This window comes from Streptomyces sp. NPDC096324, assembly GCF_044763015.1.
Classification (GTDB): Bacteria; Actinomycetota; Actinomycetes; order Streptomycetales; family Streptomycetaceae; genus Streptomyces.
Genome location: NZ_JBIWFK010000020.1, coordinates 19,779 through 37,830, shown reverse-complemented (window position 1 = coordinate 37,830; position 18,052 = coordinate 19,779). Strand labels below are relative to the sequence as shown.

The following is an 18,052-nucleotide window of genomic DNA, read 5'->3' as shown; positions in this document are numbered from 1 at the left end:
GGTCAGCCGGCGGGCGCCGGCACGGGAACCGGTCCGGCACCGAGCGCTTCCAGGCGCTTGATCTTCTTCCGTACGGCGTACAGCGGGATCACCCCGAAGATCCCGAAGGACATGTCGATCACTGTCCACCAGAAGGGAATTCCGCGGATCGGTCCGCAGATCAGGGCCAGCGGGACGATGCCGGCGCAGGCGATCATCCCGAACTCGACGACCCAGATGTTGCGGACCGGATCGCGGTACGGACCGTAGAACGCGACCGCGATGACGAGATGCGCGAACGCCAGCCAGTCCGTTCCGTAGAGCAGGAAGGGGTATTCGGCGTCGGCGGTGTCGAGGCCGCGGCTCACGCGTTCGATCCAGTCCATCAGGACGGGCAGGTGTTCCGGCACGGACAGGGCCCGGAGCAGGTCCTCGGTCCAGTGCAGTTCGTGCACCAGCGGGAAGGCCGTGGCGCCACTGAGCACCAGGCTGACGACGAAGAAGGCAAGCCACACACGGATGCCCCGGAGCAGGGCGGCTCTGTCGCTCATACCGGGAGCGTACGCCCCGACTTGAACGTGTTCAAAACCGCCCCCGTCCGGGGCACCGGTGGCTCAGGCGCCGCTCTCCCGCAGCATGTCCTCGCGCTCGACGAGCTTCACGCGCTCGCGGCCCTGCGGCTCGCCCAGCGCCTTCTCGGCGGCGTCGAGCTTGTACCAGCCCTCCCACGTGGTGAAACGGACGTCCCGCTCGCCGAGGAAGGCGTCGACGGCCGCCGGCTCGGGCGAAGTGGGCGTGAGCAGACGGCCGTTCGCGTGGTCGTCGAGCAGGCTCGCGACCGTCTCGTTGGCGTCGCCCTTGGTGTGACCGATCAGACCGATGGGGCCGCGCCGGATCCAGCCGGTGACGTACGTGGAACCCAGGTGCTCGCCCGAGTCCTCCAGCACCCGGCCGGCCGCGTCCGGCACCGTGCCCGACTCGACGTCCCAGGGCAGCTTGGGCAGGCTGTCGGAGAGGTAGCCCACCGCGCGGTAGACCGCGCTGACGTCCCAGTCCTTGAACTCGCCGGTGCCCTTGACGTTCCCGGTGCCGTCGAGGGCGGTGCGCTCGGTGCGCAGGCCGACGACCTCGCCGTTCTCGCCGAGGATCTCGGTCGGCGACTCGAAGAAGTGCAGGAACAGCTTGTGCGGCCGGTCGCCGGTGTCGCGGATCGCCCAGTTCTCCAGGGTCTTGGCGACCATGTCGGCCTGCTTGTTGCCGCGCCGGGTGGCGATCGAGCCCTCGTCGTAGTCGATGTCCTCGGGGTCGACGACGACCTCGATGTTCGGCGAGTGGTCCAGCTCGCGCAGCTCCATCGGGCTGAACTTCGCCTGCGCCGGGCCGCGGCGGCCGAAGACGTGGACCTCGAGGGCCTTGTTGGCCTTGAGCCCCTCGTACACGTTCGGCGGGATCTCGGTGGGCAGCAGTTCGTCCGCGGTCTTGGCCAGGACGCGGGCTACGTCCAGCGCGACGTTGCCGACGCCGAGGACGGCGACCTTCTCGGCCTCCAGCGGCCAGGTGCGCGGGACGTCCGGGTGACCGTCATACCAGGAGACGAAGTCCGCCGCGCCGTACGAGCCGTCGAGGTCGACACCGGGGATGTCGAGGGCACGGTCGGCCGTGGCGCCGGTGGAGAAGATCACCGCGTCGTAGAAGGCGCGCAAATCGTCGAGGTTGATGTCGCGCGGGTAGTCGACGTTGCCGAAGAGGCGGATCTGGGGCTTGTCGAGCACCTGGTGCAGGGCGGTGATGATGCCCTTGATCCGGGGGTGATCGGGGGCGACGCCGTAACGGATGAGACCGAACGGGGCCGGCATCCGCTCGAACAGGTCGATGGAGACACCGGGCTCGACGGCCACTGCGGATTTCAGCAGCGCGTCGGCGGCGTAGATTCCGGCGGGGCCGGCTCCGACAATGGCTACCCGCAGAGGGCGAGGCATGATCAGATTCCCTTCGAGCAGGGGCAGGGGACTCGACGGGAAGCCTAAACTGAGGCAAACCTAAGTCAGTAGGCGGGTCCGGGCTATGACCTCATAAGACTGACTTATGGCTACTCAAAGGACCGCTTTATGGGCGGCGATCACCCCTGCCGTCGGCCCCCTTGGACAGCCACCGCCGGCCCCCGGGACGGTTGCGCCGGCCCCCTGGACCGTCACCGCTGGTCCTCCCTGGACGGGGTGGGAACGGCCCCGGTCCGGGCGGCGGACGGCCGGGCGGTCGCGGGCGCGGACGCCCGCGCGGACGCCTGCGTCGCCGACGGGGTGCGGGTGAGCGTGGGGACGGCGGTCGTCCGGGCCGTGGGCACGGTACTGGGTGCCGGCGTCCGGCGCGAAGGGCCGCTCCCGCCGGGTCGGGGGCTGACCGGCCCGGGCGAGACCGACGGAGTGGGCTCGGCCGTGGGGCTGCTCGCGGGCGGCGGGGCCAGCGGGACCACCGGGGACACGGGCGCCTCCGGCGCGGCCGACCGGAGCGGCAGCACGACGAGAGCGCCGAGGGCGCACGCCACGGCGGCCCCTGCCACGGCGCGCAGCAGCCGGCGACGGGCCGCGCCCCGGCGGATCGCCTCGTAACGGCCGGCCGGTGGCGAGAGGTACTCGGACGGGGGCCGCATGATGACGGCGAGCGGGTCGTCGGGGCCGAAGTCCGGACCGTCGTCAGAGTGTGTGATCAAGACTTCTCCTCAGGTGGGCGCGGAGCATCTCGCGGGCCGCGTGGAGATCGGCCTTGATCGTTCCTTCCTTGCGCCCGGTCAGCGCGGCCACCTCCCGGATCGGCATGTCAGCGTAGTAGTGCAGCAGGATCGGGACGCGCAGCCGTTCGGGCAGCGACTGCACGAGCAGGCGTACGGAGGGATCGGTCTGCTCGTTCGGCGGGCCGACGGCGACCTCGGCGGTGGCCCGGTGCACGGCCCTGCGTTCGCGCTCCAGCTTGCGCCAGTGGTCCCGGACGAGGTTGGCCGCCGTGACGTACAGGAATCCCCGCGGCTCGGCCACGGAGGTCCAGCGGGACCAGAGCCGGGTGAACGCCTCCGAGGCGATCTCATGGGCCGTCCCGTCGTCGTCGACGAGACGGCGGCACCAGCCGGCGAGGCGCGGGTAGAGGGCGGCGAACAGCTCGGACGCCGCCTTCTCACGGGACCCTTTCAACATTCTCCATGGTCGTGACGGTGGCGGGAGCGGACGATCCCGGGCCGCGGGGGTACGGTCCCGCGGCCCAGGATCCCGGACAGCCGGCCGGGGGTCAGTGGCTCGCGGACGTCAGCGCCGCGAACACGATCACGTTGTCGCGGTAGCCGCTCCCGGAGCGGGGACCTCCGCAGGTGATGAGCCGCAGCTCCGGGCGGTCCACGTCGCCGTAGACCGCGTCCGAGGGGAAGTCGGCCTTGGCGACGGTACGGACGTCGTCGACGGTGAACCCGGCCGCTCCGCCGTTCTCCAGGCGCACGACGATCCGGTCGCCGTGACGCAGGCGCGCGAGGTGACGGAAGACGCCGTCGCCGTACGGGCCGACCGTCACGTGACCGAGGATCACCGACGGACCCTTCTGACCCGGCGTCGGCGAGTACCGGTACCAGCCGGCCCGGTCGTGTGCCGTGACCGGCGGCACCTGCACGCCGCCGTCCGGGGCCAGTCCGAGCCGCGTCAGCGGGGTGTCGACCCCGATGGCCGGTATCCGCAGCCCGACCGGCACCGAACGCGCCATCGCGCGCGCCGGCTTCACGGCGGGCCGCGAGGCCGTGGAGCCGCCGCCGGGCCGTGCGGTCGCGGGTGTGCCGCCGGGCCGCGGGTGCGCGGACGAAGTGGCCGGGTGGCCGCCGCACCCCACGAGCAGCGCGGCCGCCGCCGTGGCGACGAACGCACGCCTGGAGAGGGACTTCATTCCCCGGTCGCCCGCCGACGGCGTACGGCGAACACGCCAGCGCCCAGGGCGAACACGGCGGCGGCGCTCCCGCCGACGAGCCCGGCCGCCGGGCCGGAGGACGAGGTCGCCGCCGGTGCCACGCCGGTGTCGGGCGCTCCGTTCGGCCGGACGGATACCTGCCGCGAGGACGGCGCCCGCGTCGGCGCGGCGCTGGGGACGGCGGACGGCGCCCGCGTCGCGGTGGGGCTCGCGGGGGCGGGGGCGGTGGTGGGACTCGCGGAGGCCGGGGCCGCGGTGACGCTCGGCCGGGTCGAGGGGCGCGGGGAGGCCCCGTCGGCGAACGCGGGCACCGTGCCCACCAGCACGGCGGTGCACGCGAGTGCCGTGGCACTGAAGACGGTTCGGCGCATGGATCGCTCTCTTTCGTCGGTCCGCCCGCCGGTGGGAACGGCGGGCCGGTTACGGATCGAGCGGAGAGACGAGCGGGCGGCGGACGGGGTTGTAAAGAACGGGCAAAGGCGCCGCGGGAAAGGGGATTCGGCCGCGACCGGGACGACCCGCTCCCGTACCGGCGCCGCGCGGCCGGAGCGACCCGCTCCCGCCCAACCTCACCGTCGGCCGGGGCGACCCGCTCCCGTCCGGCCCCAACTTCGTTCAGGGCGCTCGGTGTTGTCGCGACGACAGAAGTACGAGGTCTGGTTCGCCCTGGAACAGGGGCAGTTGTACGGCCGGGGCCGAACCCTGTAATGCCCGAGTAACGGCGTCTGCCTAGCGTCCGGGCTCCCCCCATCCCGTCCTGGAGGAGCACCCCCGATGCACCTGCCCCAACCGCCCCGGCGCAGAGGCGCCGTCTGGGTGGCGGCCGCCTTCACCGCGACCGCCCTGCTGACCGCGCCCGTACCGGCCCTCGCCGCCGACGGCACCCCGTCCGCCAAGGTCGACTCCGCGCTCTCCACCGCCGTGGCCAAGGGCGGCGAGGCGACCTTCTTCGTCGTCCTGAAGGACCAGGCGGATCTGTCCGGCGCCCGCAAGCAGAAGTCGCACGCGGCGAAGGCCAAGGCCGCGTTCAAGGCGCTGCGCGCGAAGGCCGAGGCCACCCAGACCTCGCTCACGTCGTTCCTGGACAAGGAGAAGGTCGGTCACAAGGACTACTGGATCGCGAACGCGGTCCAGGTCACCGGTGACCAGGAGCTGGTGAACGCGCTGGCCGCGCGTCCGGACGTCGCGAAGATCGTCAAGGAGCAGCACTACAAGCTCGACGACATCGAGACGGCGGACGGCAAGGTCACCAAGTCCCGCACCGCCTCGAAGGGTACGGACTCCTCCGCCGCCGGGGACGACACCCCGGAGTGGGGCGTCGCCGACATCAACGCCGACGACGTGTGGAACCAGTACGACGACCGCGGCGAGGGCATCGTCATCGCCAACGTCGACTCGGGCGTGCAGTACGACCACCCGGACCTGGTCGCGCAGTACCGCGGCAACAACGGTGACGGCACCTTCACGCACGACTACAACTGGTACGACCCCACCGGCGAGTGCGGCACGAGCGCCGCCCCGTGCGACAACAACGGCCACGGCACCCACACGATGGGCACGATGGTCGGCAAGCACGGCGTCGGTGTCGCGCCGAACGCGAAGTGGATCGCCGCCAAGGGCTGCGAGTCCTCCTCCTGCTCGGACGAGTCGCTGCTCGCGGCCGGCCAGTGGATCCTCGCGCCGACCGACCACAACGGGCAGAACCCGCGCCCCGACCTCGCCCCGAACATCGTCAACAACTCCTGGGGCGGCGGCGACACGACGTTCTACCAGGACATCGTCGAGGCCTGGAACTCCGCGGGCATCTTCGAGGCGTTCGCCGCGGGCAACGACGGTGACGGCAAGACCTGCTCCACGGCCCACGCGCCCGGATCGCAGGCCCCGTCCTACGGCGTCGGCGCCTACGACTCCACCGGCAAGATCGCGTCGTTCTCCGGCTTCGGCCCCTCGCTGGTCGACGGGTCGATGAAGCCGAACATCTCGGCTCCGGGCGTCAACATCCCCTCCACCTGGCCGGGTTCGTCCTACAACACCATCTCGGGCACGTCGATGGCGACCCCGCACGTCGCGGGTGCCGTGGCGCTGCTCTGGTCGGCGGCCCCGTCGCTGATCGGCGACATCGACGCGACGCGTGCGCTGCTGAACGAGGGTGCCCGTGACATCGACGACACGCACTGCGGCGGCACCGCCGGCATGAACAACGTGTGGGGCGAGGGCAAGCTCGACATCCTCGCCTCCGTGGACAAGGCCCCGCACACGGCGGCCACCGTCACCGGCAGGCTCACCGACAAGGCGACCGGCGCGGTCCTGCCGGGCATCACGGTGAAGGCGGTCGACACCGCCGGCTCCACACGGACGGTCACCACCGGCGCCGACGGTTCGTACCGTCTGCCGCTGCCCGCCGGCACGTACTCCTTCGCGTTCTCCGGCTACGGCTACGCCGACGGCTCGGTCACCGGCGTCACCTTCGCCGACAGCCAGGCCTACACCCAGGACGTCGCGCTGGACCCGGTGCCCTCGCACAAGGTCTCCGGCACCGTCCTGGACGTCACCGGCAAGGCGCTGGCGGGTGCCACGGTCGAGCTGAACGGCGCTCCGCTGGACGCCGTCACCACGAACGCCAAGGGCGCCTACTCCTTCGCGAAGGTCGCCGAGGGCTCCTACAGCCTGGCCGTGAAGCCGGCCGTCCCGGTCCTGTGCAACGGTGTCTACACCGGCGCCGCCGCCGTCGGCACCGCCGACCTGACCAAGAACGTCCAGGTCCCCAACCGCACCGACAAGTCGGGCAACTCCTGCGCCCCGGCCACCTACGCGTGGATCCCGGGTTCGAAGAAGGTCGCGCTGTCCGGTGACGAGGACTCCGCCCCGGTCGCGCTGCCCTTCCCGGTGAAGCTGTACGGCGTCTCGTACACCTCCGCCTCGGTCACCACCGACGGTCTGGTCAACTTCCTGTCCTCCCGCGTCGGCGACTACAGCAACACCGCGCTGCCGACGACCGGCGTGAACGGCGTCAAGGGCTTCATCGCCCCGCTGTGGGACGACCTGACCCTCGACAAGAAGTCGTCGGTGCAGACCGCCACGACCGGCACCGCGGGCAACCGCAGGTTCGCCATCGTCTGGAACAACGCCGCCTACGCGAACGGCACTTCGGGCCGCTCCACCTTCGAGGCCGTCTTCGACGAGGCCACGGGCGCCGTGACCCTCCAGTACCAGTCGGTCCCCGACAAGGGCGCGGGGGCCACCGTCGGCATCGCGAACCAGGCCGGCACCGACGCCCTCCAGTACGCGTACAACCAGTCCGTGATCGCCGACGCCACCGCGATCCGCTTCACTCAGGGAGCCAAGTGATGAGCGCCCACCACTCGCGGCGGGCCCTGCGGCTCGCCTCCGCCCTGGTCGCGGCGGGCCTGTGCCTGACCGCCGCCCCGCAGGCCCTGGCCGACGACGGCGACAGCGGTTCGCCGATCAAGCTGACCAGCGCCGAGGCGAAGACGCTGGCCGCCAACGTGACCCTCGACCCGTACGTCGAGGCCCAGGACACCACCGGTACGAAGACGGACGACGGCTCGGCCGCGACCGACCCGGGCACGGACTCCGGCTCCGGCTCCGGCTCCGGCTCCGGCTCGAAGCTGGACGACACGTCCACGGACGTCGGCGCGACCACCAAGGTCACCATGACCGCGAAGTCCACGCTGGAAGGCGTGCGCGGCATGGGCGCCACGGTGCCGATCGGCAAGAACGGCGACTACTTCTCCGTCAACAGCATGGGCTACGTGCAGCGCCACGCCGCCGACGGAAGCCAGACGTGGGCCCGCACCAGCAGCTCGTTCTTCACGGACTGGCAGGTAAAGCCGCTCCAGGTGTGGCGGGTCGAGCCCTACCCGGCGCAGATCCTCATGGGCTACAACGCGGTCTCGCCGTTCTCGGCCCACTCGGACTCCGGCTACTCGGCCGGCGACCTGACCGGCGACGGCGTACCGGACCTGGTGTTCTCGGCGCTGGTCGGCGCGAACCCGTACCCGCGGCCGTTCTCCTCGCCGGGCTCGTCGCTCAGCACCGGCACGTTCGTGACCGTCCTGGACGGAAAGACCGGCGCCACCGTCTGGTCGAAGCTCTACAACCGTGCCTCCATGGTCAAGATCGTCGACGGCACCCTGCTGGTCGCCGACGCGCCCCGGTTGAGCAGCGACGCGAAGGTCCCGGCCGACGCGACCCTCACCCTCACGGGCATCCGCTTCTCGTCCGCGGACGGCAAACTGACCCCGGCGCAGACGTGGACGTACGACACCAAGGAAGCCCGGTACGGGAACTGGGGCGACATCCAGGACCTCGGCAAGGGCAAGGTCGCCGTCTCCTGGAACCTGGGCCAGGCCGACGGCGTCGACGCGCGCGGCCGCACCCTCGTGCTCGACACCGCCGACGGCTCCGTCGCCTGGCAGACCGACACCATGCTGTACAGCCGCCAGCTCCGCCTGGACGCCGGCCGCAAGCGGCTCGTCACGATCGAGCAGACGGACGCCACGAACGGGGTGCGCTACGAGGTCGCCTCGTACGACCTGAAGACCGGTGACCGCGCCACCCTGGACAGCCGCGTCAACGTGGTGCCCACCGCGCTGACCGTCGGCGACCTCGGCGCCAAGGCCGGCGACGAGTACGCGGTCGCGGAGTCCTCGTTCGACGAGAACCTGTACGTCAACGCCAGCACGATCCGGGTGCTCGACGGCTCCGACGCGGGCAAGCCGCTCTGGTCGAGCACGACCAAGCGGGACGCGGCCAACAGCCACGACGGACCCAGCGTCTGGGGCCTGGGGGTGGCCGACGGCACGCTGGTCACCTCCGCCCAGGACGACCGCGAGGTCAACGCCCCGGACAACCGCGGCGGCTCGCGCTACGCGTCCCTGACCGTGTTCTCCGGCAAGGGCACCGTCAAGTGGCAGAGCAAGGGTGTCGCCGCCGCGCCGATGTACCAGGACGTCTACAGCGACGCCCAGGGCACGCACGTGCGCGTGGTCGACCAGGGGCAGAACATCCGTACGTTCAAGCTGGGCAACGGCAAGGCGGAGGATGTCACGCCGCTCCAGGGCGACATCGCCTACGCCAAGGGCGCCGACCTGGACAAGGACGGCAAGAACGACCTGATCATGGGCGGTTCGTCGAACGGAGTATGGGCCTACTCGGGTCCGTCGCTCGTCGGCGGCGGCAAGCCGGAGAAGCTGTGGCAGGCCACCATGCCCGGCGCCGTCCACGACATCGAGACCGGTGACGTCAACGGCGACGGCAAGACCGAGATCGTCGTCGCGGCCGACACCGCGACGGTCGTCCTCAACGGGAAGACCGGCAGGACGATCGCCACGATCGACGCCCCCGAAGGCCAGTACGTCCGCTCGACGCAGCTCGCCGACCTGAACGGCGACGGCGAGCTGGACCTCCTCGTCCCGACGGACGCGCTGCGCGCCTACTACGGCGACGGCCACGCCATCTGGGCGTACAGCGCGCCCAAGGACGCGGGCGAGGTGCGCTTCGCCGACACGTCCGTCAACGACGGCCAGGTGTACGCCTCGTACGCCGGCCTCGACGCGTGGCAGCTGACCACGCCGGTGACGAACGCGGTCGCGCTCAACGCCAAGACCGGCAAGGTCCGCTGGTCGGTCGCGCCGAAGGCGCCGGACACCGCGGTCGGCGGCGTCCGCACCGCGATCCCGAATGAGGGTGTCTTCGCCTCCAAGGAGATCCCGTACGCCGACGGGCACGCGGTGGTCTACCTGTGGGCGGTGAACGCGCCCATCAAGTTCGACTCCGGCACGCTCAGCCCGCAGAACTACTTCGAGATCCGCGACGGCCGCACCGGCGAGGTGCTGCACTCGGGCATCTCGGGCGGCATGTGGACGCACAACAGCTACTTCGCCAAGGACGGGGCGCTGTACGAGGGGGGCACGGCGTCGTTCCGCCGGTACCGGGCGGACGGCGACGACACGACGCAGTTCGTCTTGCCGCAGTCGTACGGCGGTGGCTTCATGACGGGCCCGGGCGGGCGCGAACTCCTCGTCGCCGGCAGCGAGGCCGGTCTGGACCTCTGGGACCCGAGCATGTTCGAGTCCGAGGACACCTGGGCCCCGTCCGTCGGCGGCATCCCCGCGCTCAACGGCGCCCGGAACTACTTCGCGGGCGACCTCGACGGCGACGGGGTCGACGAGGTGCTGTCGCTCAACAGCGACGACACCGGCCGCGACCGTGCCGCCGGCGAGTTCGGCGGCGGCTACCTGCTGACCGACAACGGCATCCACCAGGTCACCACGTACAAGCTCTCCTGAGCCCCGTACGGCACAGACCGCGGGGAACCGGCTGGTAGAGGGAGCCGGCCGGCTCTCCGCGACGAACCCCCCGGGCCACGCCCGGGGGGTCTCGGCATGCTCGGTTACTCTGTCGCCCTGATGAACGCACGCCAGACGAACGGGACGGAACCCGAGGCTCCGCTGTTGCGTCTGCACCTTTTCGGCGGGTTCCGGGCGACCCGTGACAGCGGCCCCGAACTCGCCGAACGCTGGCCCCGGCCCGGCGCGCGCGCTCTAGTGAAACTGCTCGCCGTCGTCCCCGGCCACCGGCTCCACCGCGGTCAGGCCATGGACGTCTGCTGGCCCGACGCCGACGCGCAGGCCGCCGCGGGCAGCCTCCGCGTCGCCCTGCACGCCGCCCGCCACGCCCTCGAACCCGAACTCGCCAAGCGCGCCGCCTCCTCGTACCTGATCTCCGACGGCGCGCTGCTCCACCTCGACCCGGCCGCGGTGTGGATCGACGCCGACGACGCCGAGGCAGCCGCGAGGGCCGCCCTCGCCGACGGCGGAGTGGACGAACTGACCGACGCGCTGGGCCGGTTCACCGGTGAGATCCTGCCGGAGGACCGCTACGCGAGCTGGGCCGAGGAACGGCGCGGGCAACTCGCCCTCCTGCGGGAGCAGGTGCTTCTCCGGCTCGCCGAGGAGCACCTGGACCGGGGCGCCGCCGCCGAAGCGGCGGCCGTGGCCGAACAGGTCCTCGCCCTCAGCCCGGCCGAGGAACTGGCCCACCGCGTGCTCATCGACGCCCTGCTGCGCCAGGGGCTGCGCCGCCAGGCCGTACGCCAGTACCACGCGTGCCACGAGGTCCTCTCGGCGGAACTGGGCGTACGGCCCGGACCGGAAACGGAACGGCTGCACCGGGCCGCCCTGGCCGCGGCACCCGCCCCCGTCCCCACCGCCCCGCCGCTCCCCGCCCTGCTGCGGACCACCCGCACCGAGCCGCCGCTGCGGGGCCGGGACGCCGTGCTCGAACGGCTCCTCGCGGCGGTCGGGCCACCCGTCACCCTGCTCAGCGGCGAGGCGGGCATCGGCAAGACCCGACTGGTGAGCGAGGTCGCCCGGCGCGCCGCCGCGGACGGCACGGCCGTGCTGTGGGGCGGCGGCCAGGACGCCGAGGGGCACACGCCGTACGGGGTGTTCGCGGAGGCGCTGGAGGGCTGGCTCGCCGAGCACAGCGCCGCCGAGCGGGCCCGGGTCGGCTCCGAGTACCCCGAACTGGCCTCGTTCCTCCCGTCGCTGGGACAGGTGGGAACCTCCGGTGAGCGCAGTCCGGAGGAGGAACGGGACCGGCTGTTCCGGGGCATCACGGCGCTCCTCGGCGACCTCGCCGCGGCCCGTCCGGTGCTGGTCGTCCTCGACGATCTGCACGCCGCGGACACGGGCTCGTACCGCCTGCTCGGCCATCTGGCCCGCCGGGCCGCGGAGCGGGACACGGCCCTGCGGTTCCTGGCGACCTACCGCGAGGAGGAGCTGCCCGACGGCGACGCGCGCCGATCGGCCGTGGCGTCCCTCCTGCGCCGGCGTCACGGCGTGCGCGAGGAGCTGAGCCGGCTCGGCAAGGAGGCGTGCCTGGCCGTCGTCCGCGACGCGGCCGCGGACCTCTCGCGGGAGGACCGGGTCCACCGGGTGTGGGAACTCTCCCTCGGCAACCCGCTGTTCGCCCTCGAACTCGCCCATGGCCTGGCCGGCGAGGACGACGGGGGTCTCGCTCCCGAAGGTGTACGGGGGCTGGTGGCCGACCGGCTCGTACGGCTCGACGCGGACGCGCGCCGCGTCGTCGAGGCGCTCGCCGTGGCGGGCGGCGACACCGCGCTGTCCGAACTGCTCGACGTCGCCGAACACGGGCTGCACCCCCCGGTGGCCGGGGCCGCGGCGGCCGACGCCCTGGAACAGGCCATCGCCGCCTCGCTCGTCGAGGAACGGCCCGTCGTGGTGGCCGGGCGGTCCGAGGAAGGGGTGGCCTTCCGACATCCGCTGGTCCGGCTCACCTGCTACGAACAGCTCGCGGGGGTCCGTCGCCGGCAATTGCACGCCGCGTTCGCGCAGGCGGTCAGACGGCGCCGTCCCGACGCCGTCGACACCCTGGCCTCCCACTTCGCCCGCGCCGACGACCCCCGCGCGGCCGAGTACCTGCGCCGCGCGGCGGAGCGGGCCGCGGCCCTGTACGCGAACGACACCGCCGACCGCTACTACCGCGACCTGGTGGCCCGGCTGGACGTCGACGCGGCCCGCGCCCGGCTCGCGCACGCCCATGTCCTGCGCAGGATGGGCCACTTCGAGCAGGCCGCCGACGCCCTGCGGCTCTCGCTGGCGGAGTTCGAGCGGCGCGAGGACCGTGACGATGCCGTCCTCGCCGCGGCACTGCTCGCCGAGACCCTGGCCAGGACGAGCGCACCGGCGGCCGCACGCCGCACCCTGCGGGAGCACCCGGTGACCGCGGAGACCGGAGCGGAACCGGCCGCCACCCACTTCCTCGCCCTGTCCGTGGTCCGCTGTGTCCAGGGGCGGTACACGGCCGGGCACGAGGCCGCCGGGCAGGCCCTGACCGCGGCGCGGAACGTGCCGGGAGCGTCCGGCCAGCGGCTGGTGGCCCGCGCCTTCGCGATGCAGGCCGCCAACCTGGGGCTCGCCGGCCGCTTCGACCAGGCGCGCGAGGCCGGCGACCAGGCGCTGGCACCGGCCGAGGCCTACGGCGATCCGACCCTGCTCGGCTCGGTCCTGTCGATGCTGCGCGAGAACGCGCGGCGCGCGGGAAGACTGCGGGAGGCCGTCGCCATCGGAACCCGCGCGCTCGGCCTCGCCGAACGGTCGGGCGATCCGACGGCCGCCGCGTTCGAGCGCGGGAACCTCGCGGAACTGCGGCTGCTGCTCGAAGAGCCCGGGCCGGCCCTCGCCCTCGCGGAGCAAGCGGTCGCGGGCGCGGAGGCGTACGACGGCTGGTGCCTTCCGTACGCCCTCGCGACCCTGGCCCGCGTACGGGTCTGCGCGGGCGCGGCGGAGCAGGCGGTGCCCCTCCTGGACCGCGCGGAAGGAGTCGCCACCGAGCTCGGAGACCGGCAGGCGGAGCACGAGGTGCGCACGGCGCGCGCCGAACTCGCCCTGCGCACCGGCCACCCGGACCAGGCGCTGCGCGCCCTGGCCGGTCACACCGACGACGCGCCGGTGCTGGTGGCCTGGGCGGAGCTCCTGTCGGGGCGGGCCGAGGCCGCCCTGCGGCTCGCGTGCGCCGAAGCGGCCCGGGCCGAACGGACCGGGGAACGCCTCAGGGAGGTGGAGGCACGGATCGTCCTCGGCGCCTCGCTGTCGCGGCTCGCCCCGGCGCGGGAGGCCGCGAAGGAGCTGACCCGGGCCGAGTCGCTGGCCAGGGCGCTGCCCTACCCGGCCGGGACACGCCGGCTGGCACGGGCCCGGGCCCTGCTGCGCGAGCCCTGACCCCGGCCCGGCCCCCGGTTCACAGGCCGGCTATCGCGTTCCAGCGCTTGGCGAACTCCGTGCGTTCGGCGGCGGTGATGTCGCGGGCGATCGCGAGGCGCTTGCGCATGGTCGCGTCCGGGAAGATCAGCGGGTCCTCGGCGAGGGCCGCGGTGTCCTCGTCCTTGGAGGAGGCGAGGACGTCCTGGGCGGCGGGGACCGGACAGACGTAGTTGACCCAGGCGGCCAGCTCGGCGGCCACCGCCGGCTCGTAGTAGTAGTCGACGAGCTTCTCCGCGTTGCCCTTGTGCCGGGCGAGGTTGGGGATCATCAGCGACTCGGCCCACAGTTCGGCGCCCTCCTCGGGGACGACGAAGCGGATGTCGGGGTTGTCGGCCTGGAGCTGGATCACGTCGCCCGAGTAGGCCTGGCAGGCGAGCACGTCCCCGCTCGCGAGGTCCTTGATGTAGTCGTTGCCGGTGAAGCGGCGGATCTGCCCGCGGTGCACCTGCTTCTCGACCCGGTCGCACACCCGGTGGAAGTCGTCGGCCCGCCACTTCGTGATGTCGACGCCGTCGGCCTGCATGAGCAGCGCGAACGCCTCGTCCAGGCCGGAGAGCAGGGTGACCCGGCCCTTGAGGTCGTCGGCCCACAGATCGGACACGTGCCTGATCTCGCGGCCGAGCTTGCGGCGGTTGTACGCGATGCCGGTGATCCCCGACTGCCACGGCACCGAGGACTTGCGGCCGGGGTCGAAGGCGGGCGAGCGCAGCAGCGGGTCCAGGTACTTGGTGACGTTCGGCTGCCGGGACCGGTCCATCTCCTGCACCCAGCCGAGCCGGACGAAGCGGGCGCACATCCAGTCGCTGATGACGATGAGGTCGCGCCCGGTCCGCTGGTGGTTCATCAGGGACGGGCTGATCTTGCCGAAGAACTCGTCGTTGTCGTTGATCTCCTCGACGTAGTCGACGGAGATCCCGGTGCGCTTCTCGAAGGCCTCCAGTGACGGCCGCCGGGTCGTGTCCTCGTCGTCGGTGTCTATGTACAGCGGCCAGTTTGCCCAGGTCAGCCGCTTGTCCGAGGCGGAGAGGTCGGCTCCGGCCCGGTCGCCAGGTGCCACGTACGCGGCCGGTACCCCGCATCCGGCGAGGGCTCCGAGCGCGGCACCGCCGCCCAGGGCGCGCAGCAGGGACCGGCGGGACAGCGTCGAGGTCTTCCGATTCACGGGCACGCGCGAAGCATGCCGACCCGGGCTCGTTCCGGACAATGGACGCTGCGTCGATCAGTCGCCCGCCGACCCGACACCCTGTCGATCCGTTTCCGGGCGTCCCGAGAACTCCGGGCGCGGGACCGCCGGCCGTCCCCGGCCCGGCTCCCTGTCCGGATCCGTGTCCGGATCCGTGTCCGGATCCCGGCTCGTGGAGGACGCGGGCGGCACGCACGGCGGGAAAGTGACCCGTACCGACAGGCCGCCCTGGGGGCGCGGCCACGCCTCGACCGTGCCGCCATGGGCGGTGGCGACGGCCGTGACGATGGACAGACCGAGCCCCAGTCCCTCGCGGGGGCGGCCCTGCCCGTGCGGGCGCGTCCGGGGCCGCGCGCGGGTCCGTTCCGTGCCGAGCCGCCGGAACGGCTGGAAGAGTCCTGCCACCTGGTCGCGCGGGATCACCGGGCCCGTGTTGTCGATCCGCAGGACCGGGAACCCCGCCTCCGTCCCGGTCCACAGACGGACCCAACTCTCCCCGTCCCCGCGGGTGTTGTGCCGTACCGCGTTGTCCGCGAGGTTGACCACCAGACGCTCGATCAACTGGGGGTCGCCCAGCACGGGCGCGGAGCCGAGGTCGGCCCGTACGACCGGCGCGCCCGGCTCGGAACCGCCGTCCGGCAGCAGGTCCCGCACCGTCTCGGCGAGGTCGACGAACTCCCCGCTCCGCAGCCCGCGTTGGCTGCGGGCGAGGGTCAACAGGGCGTCGATGAGGCGCTCCTGTTCCTGTCCGGCGGCCCGGACGCGCAGGCACGCGGCCCGCAGGCTCTCCACCGACGCGCCGGGGTCGGCGAGCGCGACGTCCACGATCGCCTGCTGGAGCGTGAGAGGCGTGCGCAGTTCGTGCGACGCGTTGGCGACGAACTGCTTCTGCGCCTCGAACGCGCCCTCCAGCCGCCCCAGTACGTCGTCGAAGGTGTCCGCCATCGCCTTGAGTTCGTCCTCCGGTCCCGGCACGGCCAGCCGCTGACGGAGGTTGTCCGCGGAGATCCGCCGGGCGGCGGCGGTCATCGTACGCAGCGGGGCGAGGACCCGTCCGGCCATGATCCATCCCAGGGCCACGGAGGCGAAGGTCATCACGGCGAGCGCGACGCCCGCCTCGACGAGCAGTTGGTGCAGTTGATCGGCGCGCAGGGCTTCGGCGTACGTCGTGAGCGCCGGCGGATCGGGGACGGTGGTGGTGAGGCCCTGGCCCGCGGGCATCCCGGCTTCGACGGACGAGACAACGCCCTTGGAGGGCGCGGACCGCGACGCCAGGAGGTAGGTGAAGCCGAGCAGGGCCGCGCCCGCGGCCATGAACAGGGCACTGTAGAGCAGGGTCAGCCGCCACCGGATGCTGCGCGGCGCCAGCCGCCACCGAACCCCGCCGAGCCCCGGCCGCCGAGGGCCCCCGAGACTCCGCCACCGACCACCACCCGATGCCCACCCCTCCGGCCCGGGCCGCGGGCCGTGCGGGGACGGCCGGTTCGGGCTCGCGGACGCGTCGGTCATGCGATGCGGTATCCCGCCCGGTCCACCGTCGCGATCAGCGGCGGCTCCCCCAGTTTGCGGCGCAGCCGGCTCACCGTGACCTTCACGGTCTGGCTGAAGGGGTCGGCCGCCTCGTCCCAGGCCCGCTCCAGGAGTTGCTCGGTGGAGACCACGGCACCCTGCGCGGCCAGCAGGAGTTCGAGCACGGCGAACTCCTTCGGGCTGAGGGCGAGGCCCGAACCGCCCCGGGTCGCCTGTCGGCGCGCCGGGTCGAGCCGCAGTTCGCCGCGGACCAGGACAGGAGGCAGCGCGGGCTGCGCACGGCGCGCCAAGGCCCGTATCCGTGCGACGAGTTCGGCGAACGCGAACGGCTTGGAGAGATAGTCGTCGGCGCCTAGGCCGAGTCCCGTGACCCGGTCGGCCACGGTGCCGGACGCGGTCAGCATCAGCACCCTCGCGCGGCTGCCGCCCGCGGCCAGCGTCCGGCACACCTGGTCGCCGTGGACCCCGGGCAGATCACGGTCGAGCACGACGACGTCGTACCCGTTGACGGTGGCGCGCTCCAGCGCCGTGGGCCCGTCCAGCGCGAGATCGACCGCCATGCCCTCGCGGCGCAGTCCGGCGGCCACGGTCTCGGCGAGCTCTTCATGGTCCTCGACCACCAGCACACGCATGGCGGTCAGTGTGACGCGCGGGCGGTTACACGGGGATAAGCGCTCCTGCACGGGGCCCCTCCGCCCCCGGGAGCCGTGTCGGGCCCTGTCGCGGCGCCATAAGGACGACCGTTCCCGTGCCGTAACCGCCCCCCGGCTTGGCTGGAGCCCAGCACGGCACCGCGTATCCCGTCACGACCGCCGAAGCACGGCTCGTGACGGACGCCGGTGCGTCACCGTGCGCCGTCGCATCCGAACCGGCGGCTCCGCCGCCCGCCCCATGGAGGAAGCCCATGCGTGCACTGGCCACCCGGCCACAACGACTCGCCCTGGCCTGCGCCTTGATCTCGGCCGCCACGCTCGGGACCGTCAGCGCCTCGGCCGCCACGGCCGCCTCGGCGTCCGACAGGACCACCGTGACCACCACGACCACGGGGACCGCCGGCTCGCCCCGGCTCACGCGGCACGACGGGACCGGCGAACCGCCCAGGGGCGGCCTGCCCGCGGGCGGAGCCCTGCCGGTCATCGCGTACCGGCCGACCTCGCACGCTCCCGGCGACGTGAACACCGCCAACGACGCGTTCGCGGCCTGCATGCGCGACCACGGCCAGAAGTACTTCCCGGTCTTCCACGCCTCGGAGGACAAGCGGGGCCGCGTCCGGTTCGACGTGCGGATGAAGGCGGACAAGGCGTTCGACCCGGCCTCGAAGAGCTACCGGACCGCGCAGAAGGCGTGCGCGCCGATCCTGAGGCAGGCCGGCATCACCTTCTCGACCGGATCCGGGCTGCCCCCGACGACCTTGCCCGGCAAGCCCGGCAAGGGGTCCGCGGGCGGCTCCGGCGAGCTGCCCGGTTTCCACACGGAGAAGGGTGAGCCGGGCGCGCCCGACGAGCCGTCGCTCTCCGGCGTGACCGAGAGCGCCTGAGCCTGCACCCAAAAAAGCGGGGAGAAAAAGGGGGAAACAGGGGGATGAGCGTGGCCCCGGACGGGATCGACTCCC

At 72.7% G+C, this 18,052-nt stretch carries 13 protein-coding genes; 4 read left to right on the top strand and 9 right to left on the bottom strand.

The annotated features are described in order from the left end of the window. Window positions 1–2 precede the first annotated feature (2 nt). From ACIQ7M_RS36760 to ACIQ7M_RS36735, 6 genes are all read right to left on the bottom strand, one after another. The gene (locus ACIQ7M_RS36760; RefSeq protein WP_389848071.1) at window positions 3–530 is read right to left on the bottom strand and encodes a hypothetical protein; all 528 of its coding nucleotides are present in this window, start codon (window positions 528–530) and stop codon (window positions 3–5) included. A 63-nt stretch (window positions 531–593) separates the two neighbouring features. After that, entirely contained in the window at window positions 594–1,958 is a 1,365-nt protein-coding gene (locus ACIQ7M_RS36755; RefSeq protein ID WP_355762650.1) for an FAD-dependent oxidoreductase, read from the bottom strand. 212 nt (window positions 1,959–2,170) lie between these two features. Continuing rightward, window positions 2,171–2,689 carry a hypothetical protein gene (locus tag ACIQ7M_RS36750; RefSeq protein ID WP_403652417.1) on the bottom strand — a complete coding sequence of 173 codons (519 nt, stop codon included), beginning with the start codon at window positions 2,687–2,689 and terminating at the stop codon, window positions 2,171–2,173. Further along, the gene (locus ACIQ7M_RS36745; protein ID WP_355762701.1) at window positions 2,673–3,164 is read right to left on the bottom strand and encodes an RNA polymerase sigma factor; all 492 of its coding nucleotides are present in this window, start codon (window positions 3,162–3,164) and stop codon (window positions 2,673–2,675) included. The genes ACIQ7M_RS36750 and ACIQ7M_RS36745 overlap by 17 nt, the downstream gene beginning before the upstream one ends. 94 nt (window positions 3,165–3,258) lie before the next feature. Then, a complete protein-coding gene (locus ACIQ7M_RS36740; protein ID WP_403652414.1) occupies window positions 3,259–3,897 on the bottom strand; it encodes a class F sortase in 639 nt (212 codons plus the stop codon). Beyond that, entirely contained in the window at window positions 3,894–4,289 is a 396-nt protein-coding gene (locus tag ACIQ7M_RS36735; protein ID WP_386981819.1) for a sortase-dependent protein, read from the bottom strand. Before ACIQ7M_RS36735 ends, ACIQ7M_RS36740 begins: the two co-directional genes overlap by 4 nt. A gap of 403 nt (window positions 4,290–4,692) precedes the next feature. Between ACIQ7M_RS36735 and ACIQ7M_RS36730 the strand changes: the two genes are divergently transcribed. From ACIQ7M_RS36730 to ACIQ7M_RS36720, 3 genes are all read left to right on the top strand, one after another. Further along, the gene (locus ACIQ7M_RS36730; protein ID WP_403652411.1) at window positions 4,693–7,266 is read left to right on the top strand and encodes a S8 family serine peptidase; all 2,574 of its coding nucleotides are present in this window, start codon (window positions 4,693–4,695) and stop codon (window positions 7,264–7,266) included. Beyond that, window positions 7,266–10,229 (top strand): FG-GAP-like repeat-containing protein, encoded by a 2,964-nt coding sequence (locus ACIQ7M_RS36725; protein WP_403652408.1) that lies wholly within the window; start codon window positions 7,266–7,268, stop codon window positions 10,227–10,229. Before ACIQ7M_RS36730 ends, ACIQ7M_RS36725 begins: the two co-directional genes overlap by 1 nt. Window positions 10,230–10,349: 120 nt before the next feature. Continuing rightward, complete coding sequence (locus tag ACIQ7M_RS36720) at window positions 10,350–13,685, top strand: ATP-binding protein (RefSeq protein WP_403652405.1); 3,336 nt, start codon at window positions 10,350–10,352, stop codon at window positions 13,683–13,685. Between the two features lie 19 nt (window positions 13,686–13,704). On the opposite strand, the gene ACIQ7M_RS36715 is transcribed toward ACIQ7M_RS36720, so the two are convergent. From ACIQ7M_RS36715 to ACIQ7M_RS36705, 3 genes are all read right to left on the bottom strand, one after another. Then, window positions 13,705–14,895 (bottom strand): PotD/PotF family extracellular solute-binding protein, encoded by a 1,191-nt coding sequence (locus ACIQ7M_RS36715; protein WP_403652402.1) that lies wholly within the window; start codon window positions 14,893–14,895, stop codon window positions 13,705–13,707. A gap of 51 nt (window positions 14,896–14,946) precedes the next feature. Continuing rightward, the gene (locus tag ACIQ7M_RS36710; RefSeq protein WP_403652399.1) at window positions 14,947–16,224 is read right to left on the bottom strand and encodes a sensor histidine kinase; all 1,278 of its coding nucleotides are present in this window, start codon (window positions 16,222–16,224) and stop codon (window positions 14,947–14,949) included. 191 nt (window positions 16,225–16,415) lie between these two features. Further along, a complete protein-coding gene (locus ACIQ7M_RS36705) occupies window positions 16,416–17,072 on the bottom strand; it encodes a response regulator transcription factor (protein ID WP_355762623.1) in 657 nt (218 codons plus the stop codon). A 272-nt stretch (window positions 17,073–17,344) separates the two neighbouring features. Between ACIQ7M_RS36705 and ACIQ7M_RS36700 the strand changes: the two genes are divergently transcribed. Further along, window positions 17,345–17,977, top strand: coding sequence for a hypothetical protein (locus ACIQ7M_RS36700; protein ID WP_403652396.1), 633 nt, complete (start codon window positions 17,345–17,347; stop codon window positions 17,975–17,977). The last annotated feature ends 75 nt before the right edge of the window (window positions 17,978–18,052 follow it).

What these genes read in the sequence shown, in the direction of transcription:
- ACIQ7M_RS36760 (WP_389848071.1), bottom strand. Translation starts at nt 530, where the DNA reads ATGAGCGACAGAGCCGCCCTGCTCCGGGGCATCCGTGTGTGGCTTGCC.
- ACIQ7M_RS36755 (WP_355762650.1), bottom strand. Translation starts at nt 1,958, where the DNA reads ATGCCTCGCCCTCTGCGGGTAGCCATTGTCGGAGCCGGCCCCGCCGGA.
- ACIQ7M_RS36740 (WP_403652414.1), bottom strand. Translation starts at nt 3,897, where the DNA reads ATGAAGTCCCTCTCCAGGCGTGCGTTCGTCGCCACGGCGGCGGCCGCG.
- ACIQ7M_RS36735 (WP_386981819.1), bottom strand. Translation starts at nt 4,289, where the DNA reads ATGCGCCGAACCGTCTTCAGTGCCACGGCACTCGCGTGCACCGCCGTG.
- ACIQ7M_RS36730 (WP_403652411.1), top strand. Translation starts at nt 4,693, where the DNA reads ATGCACCTGCCCCAACCGCCCCGGCGCAGAGGCGCCGTCTGGGTGGCG.
- ACIQ7M_RS36725 (WP_403652408.1), top strand. Translation starts at nt 7,266, where the DNA reads ATGAGCGCCCACCACTCGCGGCGGGCCCTGCGGCTCGCCTCCGCCCTG.
- ACIQ7M_RS36720 (WP_403652405.1), top strand. Translation starts at nt 10,350, where the DNA reads ATGAACGCACGCCAGACGAACGGGACGGAACCCGAGGCTCCGCTGTTG.
- ACIQ7M_RS36710 (WP_403652399.1), bottom strand. Translation starts at nt 16,224, where the DNA reads ATGGCCGCGGGCGCGGCCCTGCTCGGCTTCACCTACCTCCTGGCGTCG.
- ACIQ7M_RS36705 (WP_355762623.1), bottom strand. Translation starts at nt 17,072, where the DNA reads ATGCGTGTGCTGGTGGTCGAGGACCATGAAGAGCTCGCCGAGACCGTG.
- ACIQ7M_RS36700 (WP_403652396.1), top strand. Translation starts at nt 17,345, where the DNA reads ATGCGTGCACTGGCCACCCGGCCACAACGACTCGCCCTGGCCTGCGCC.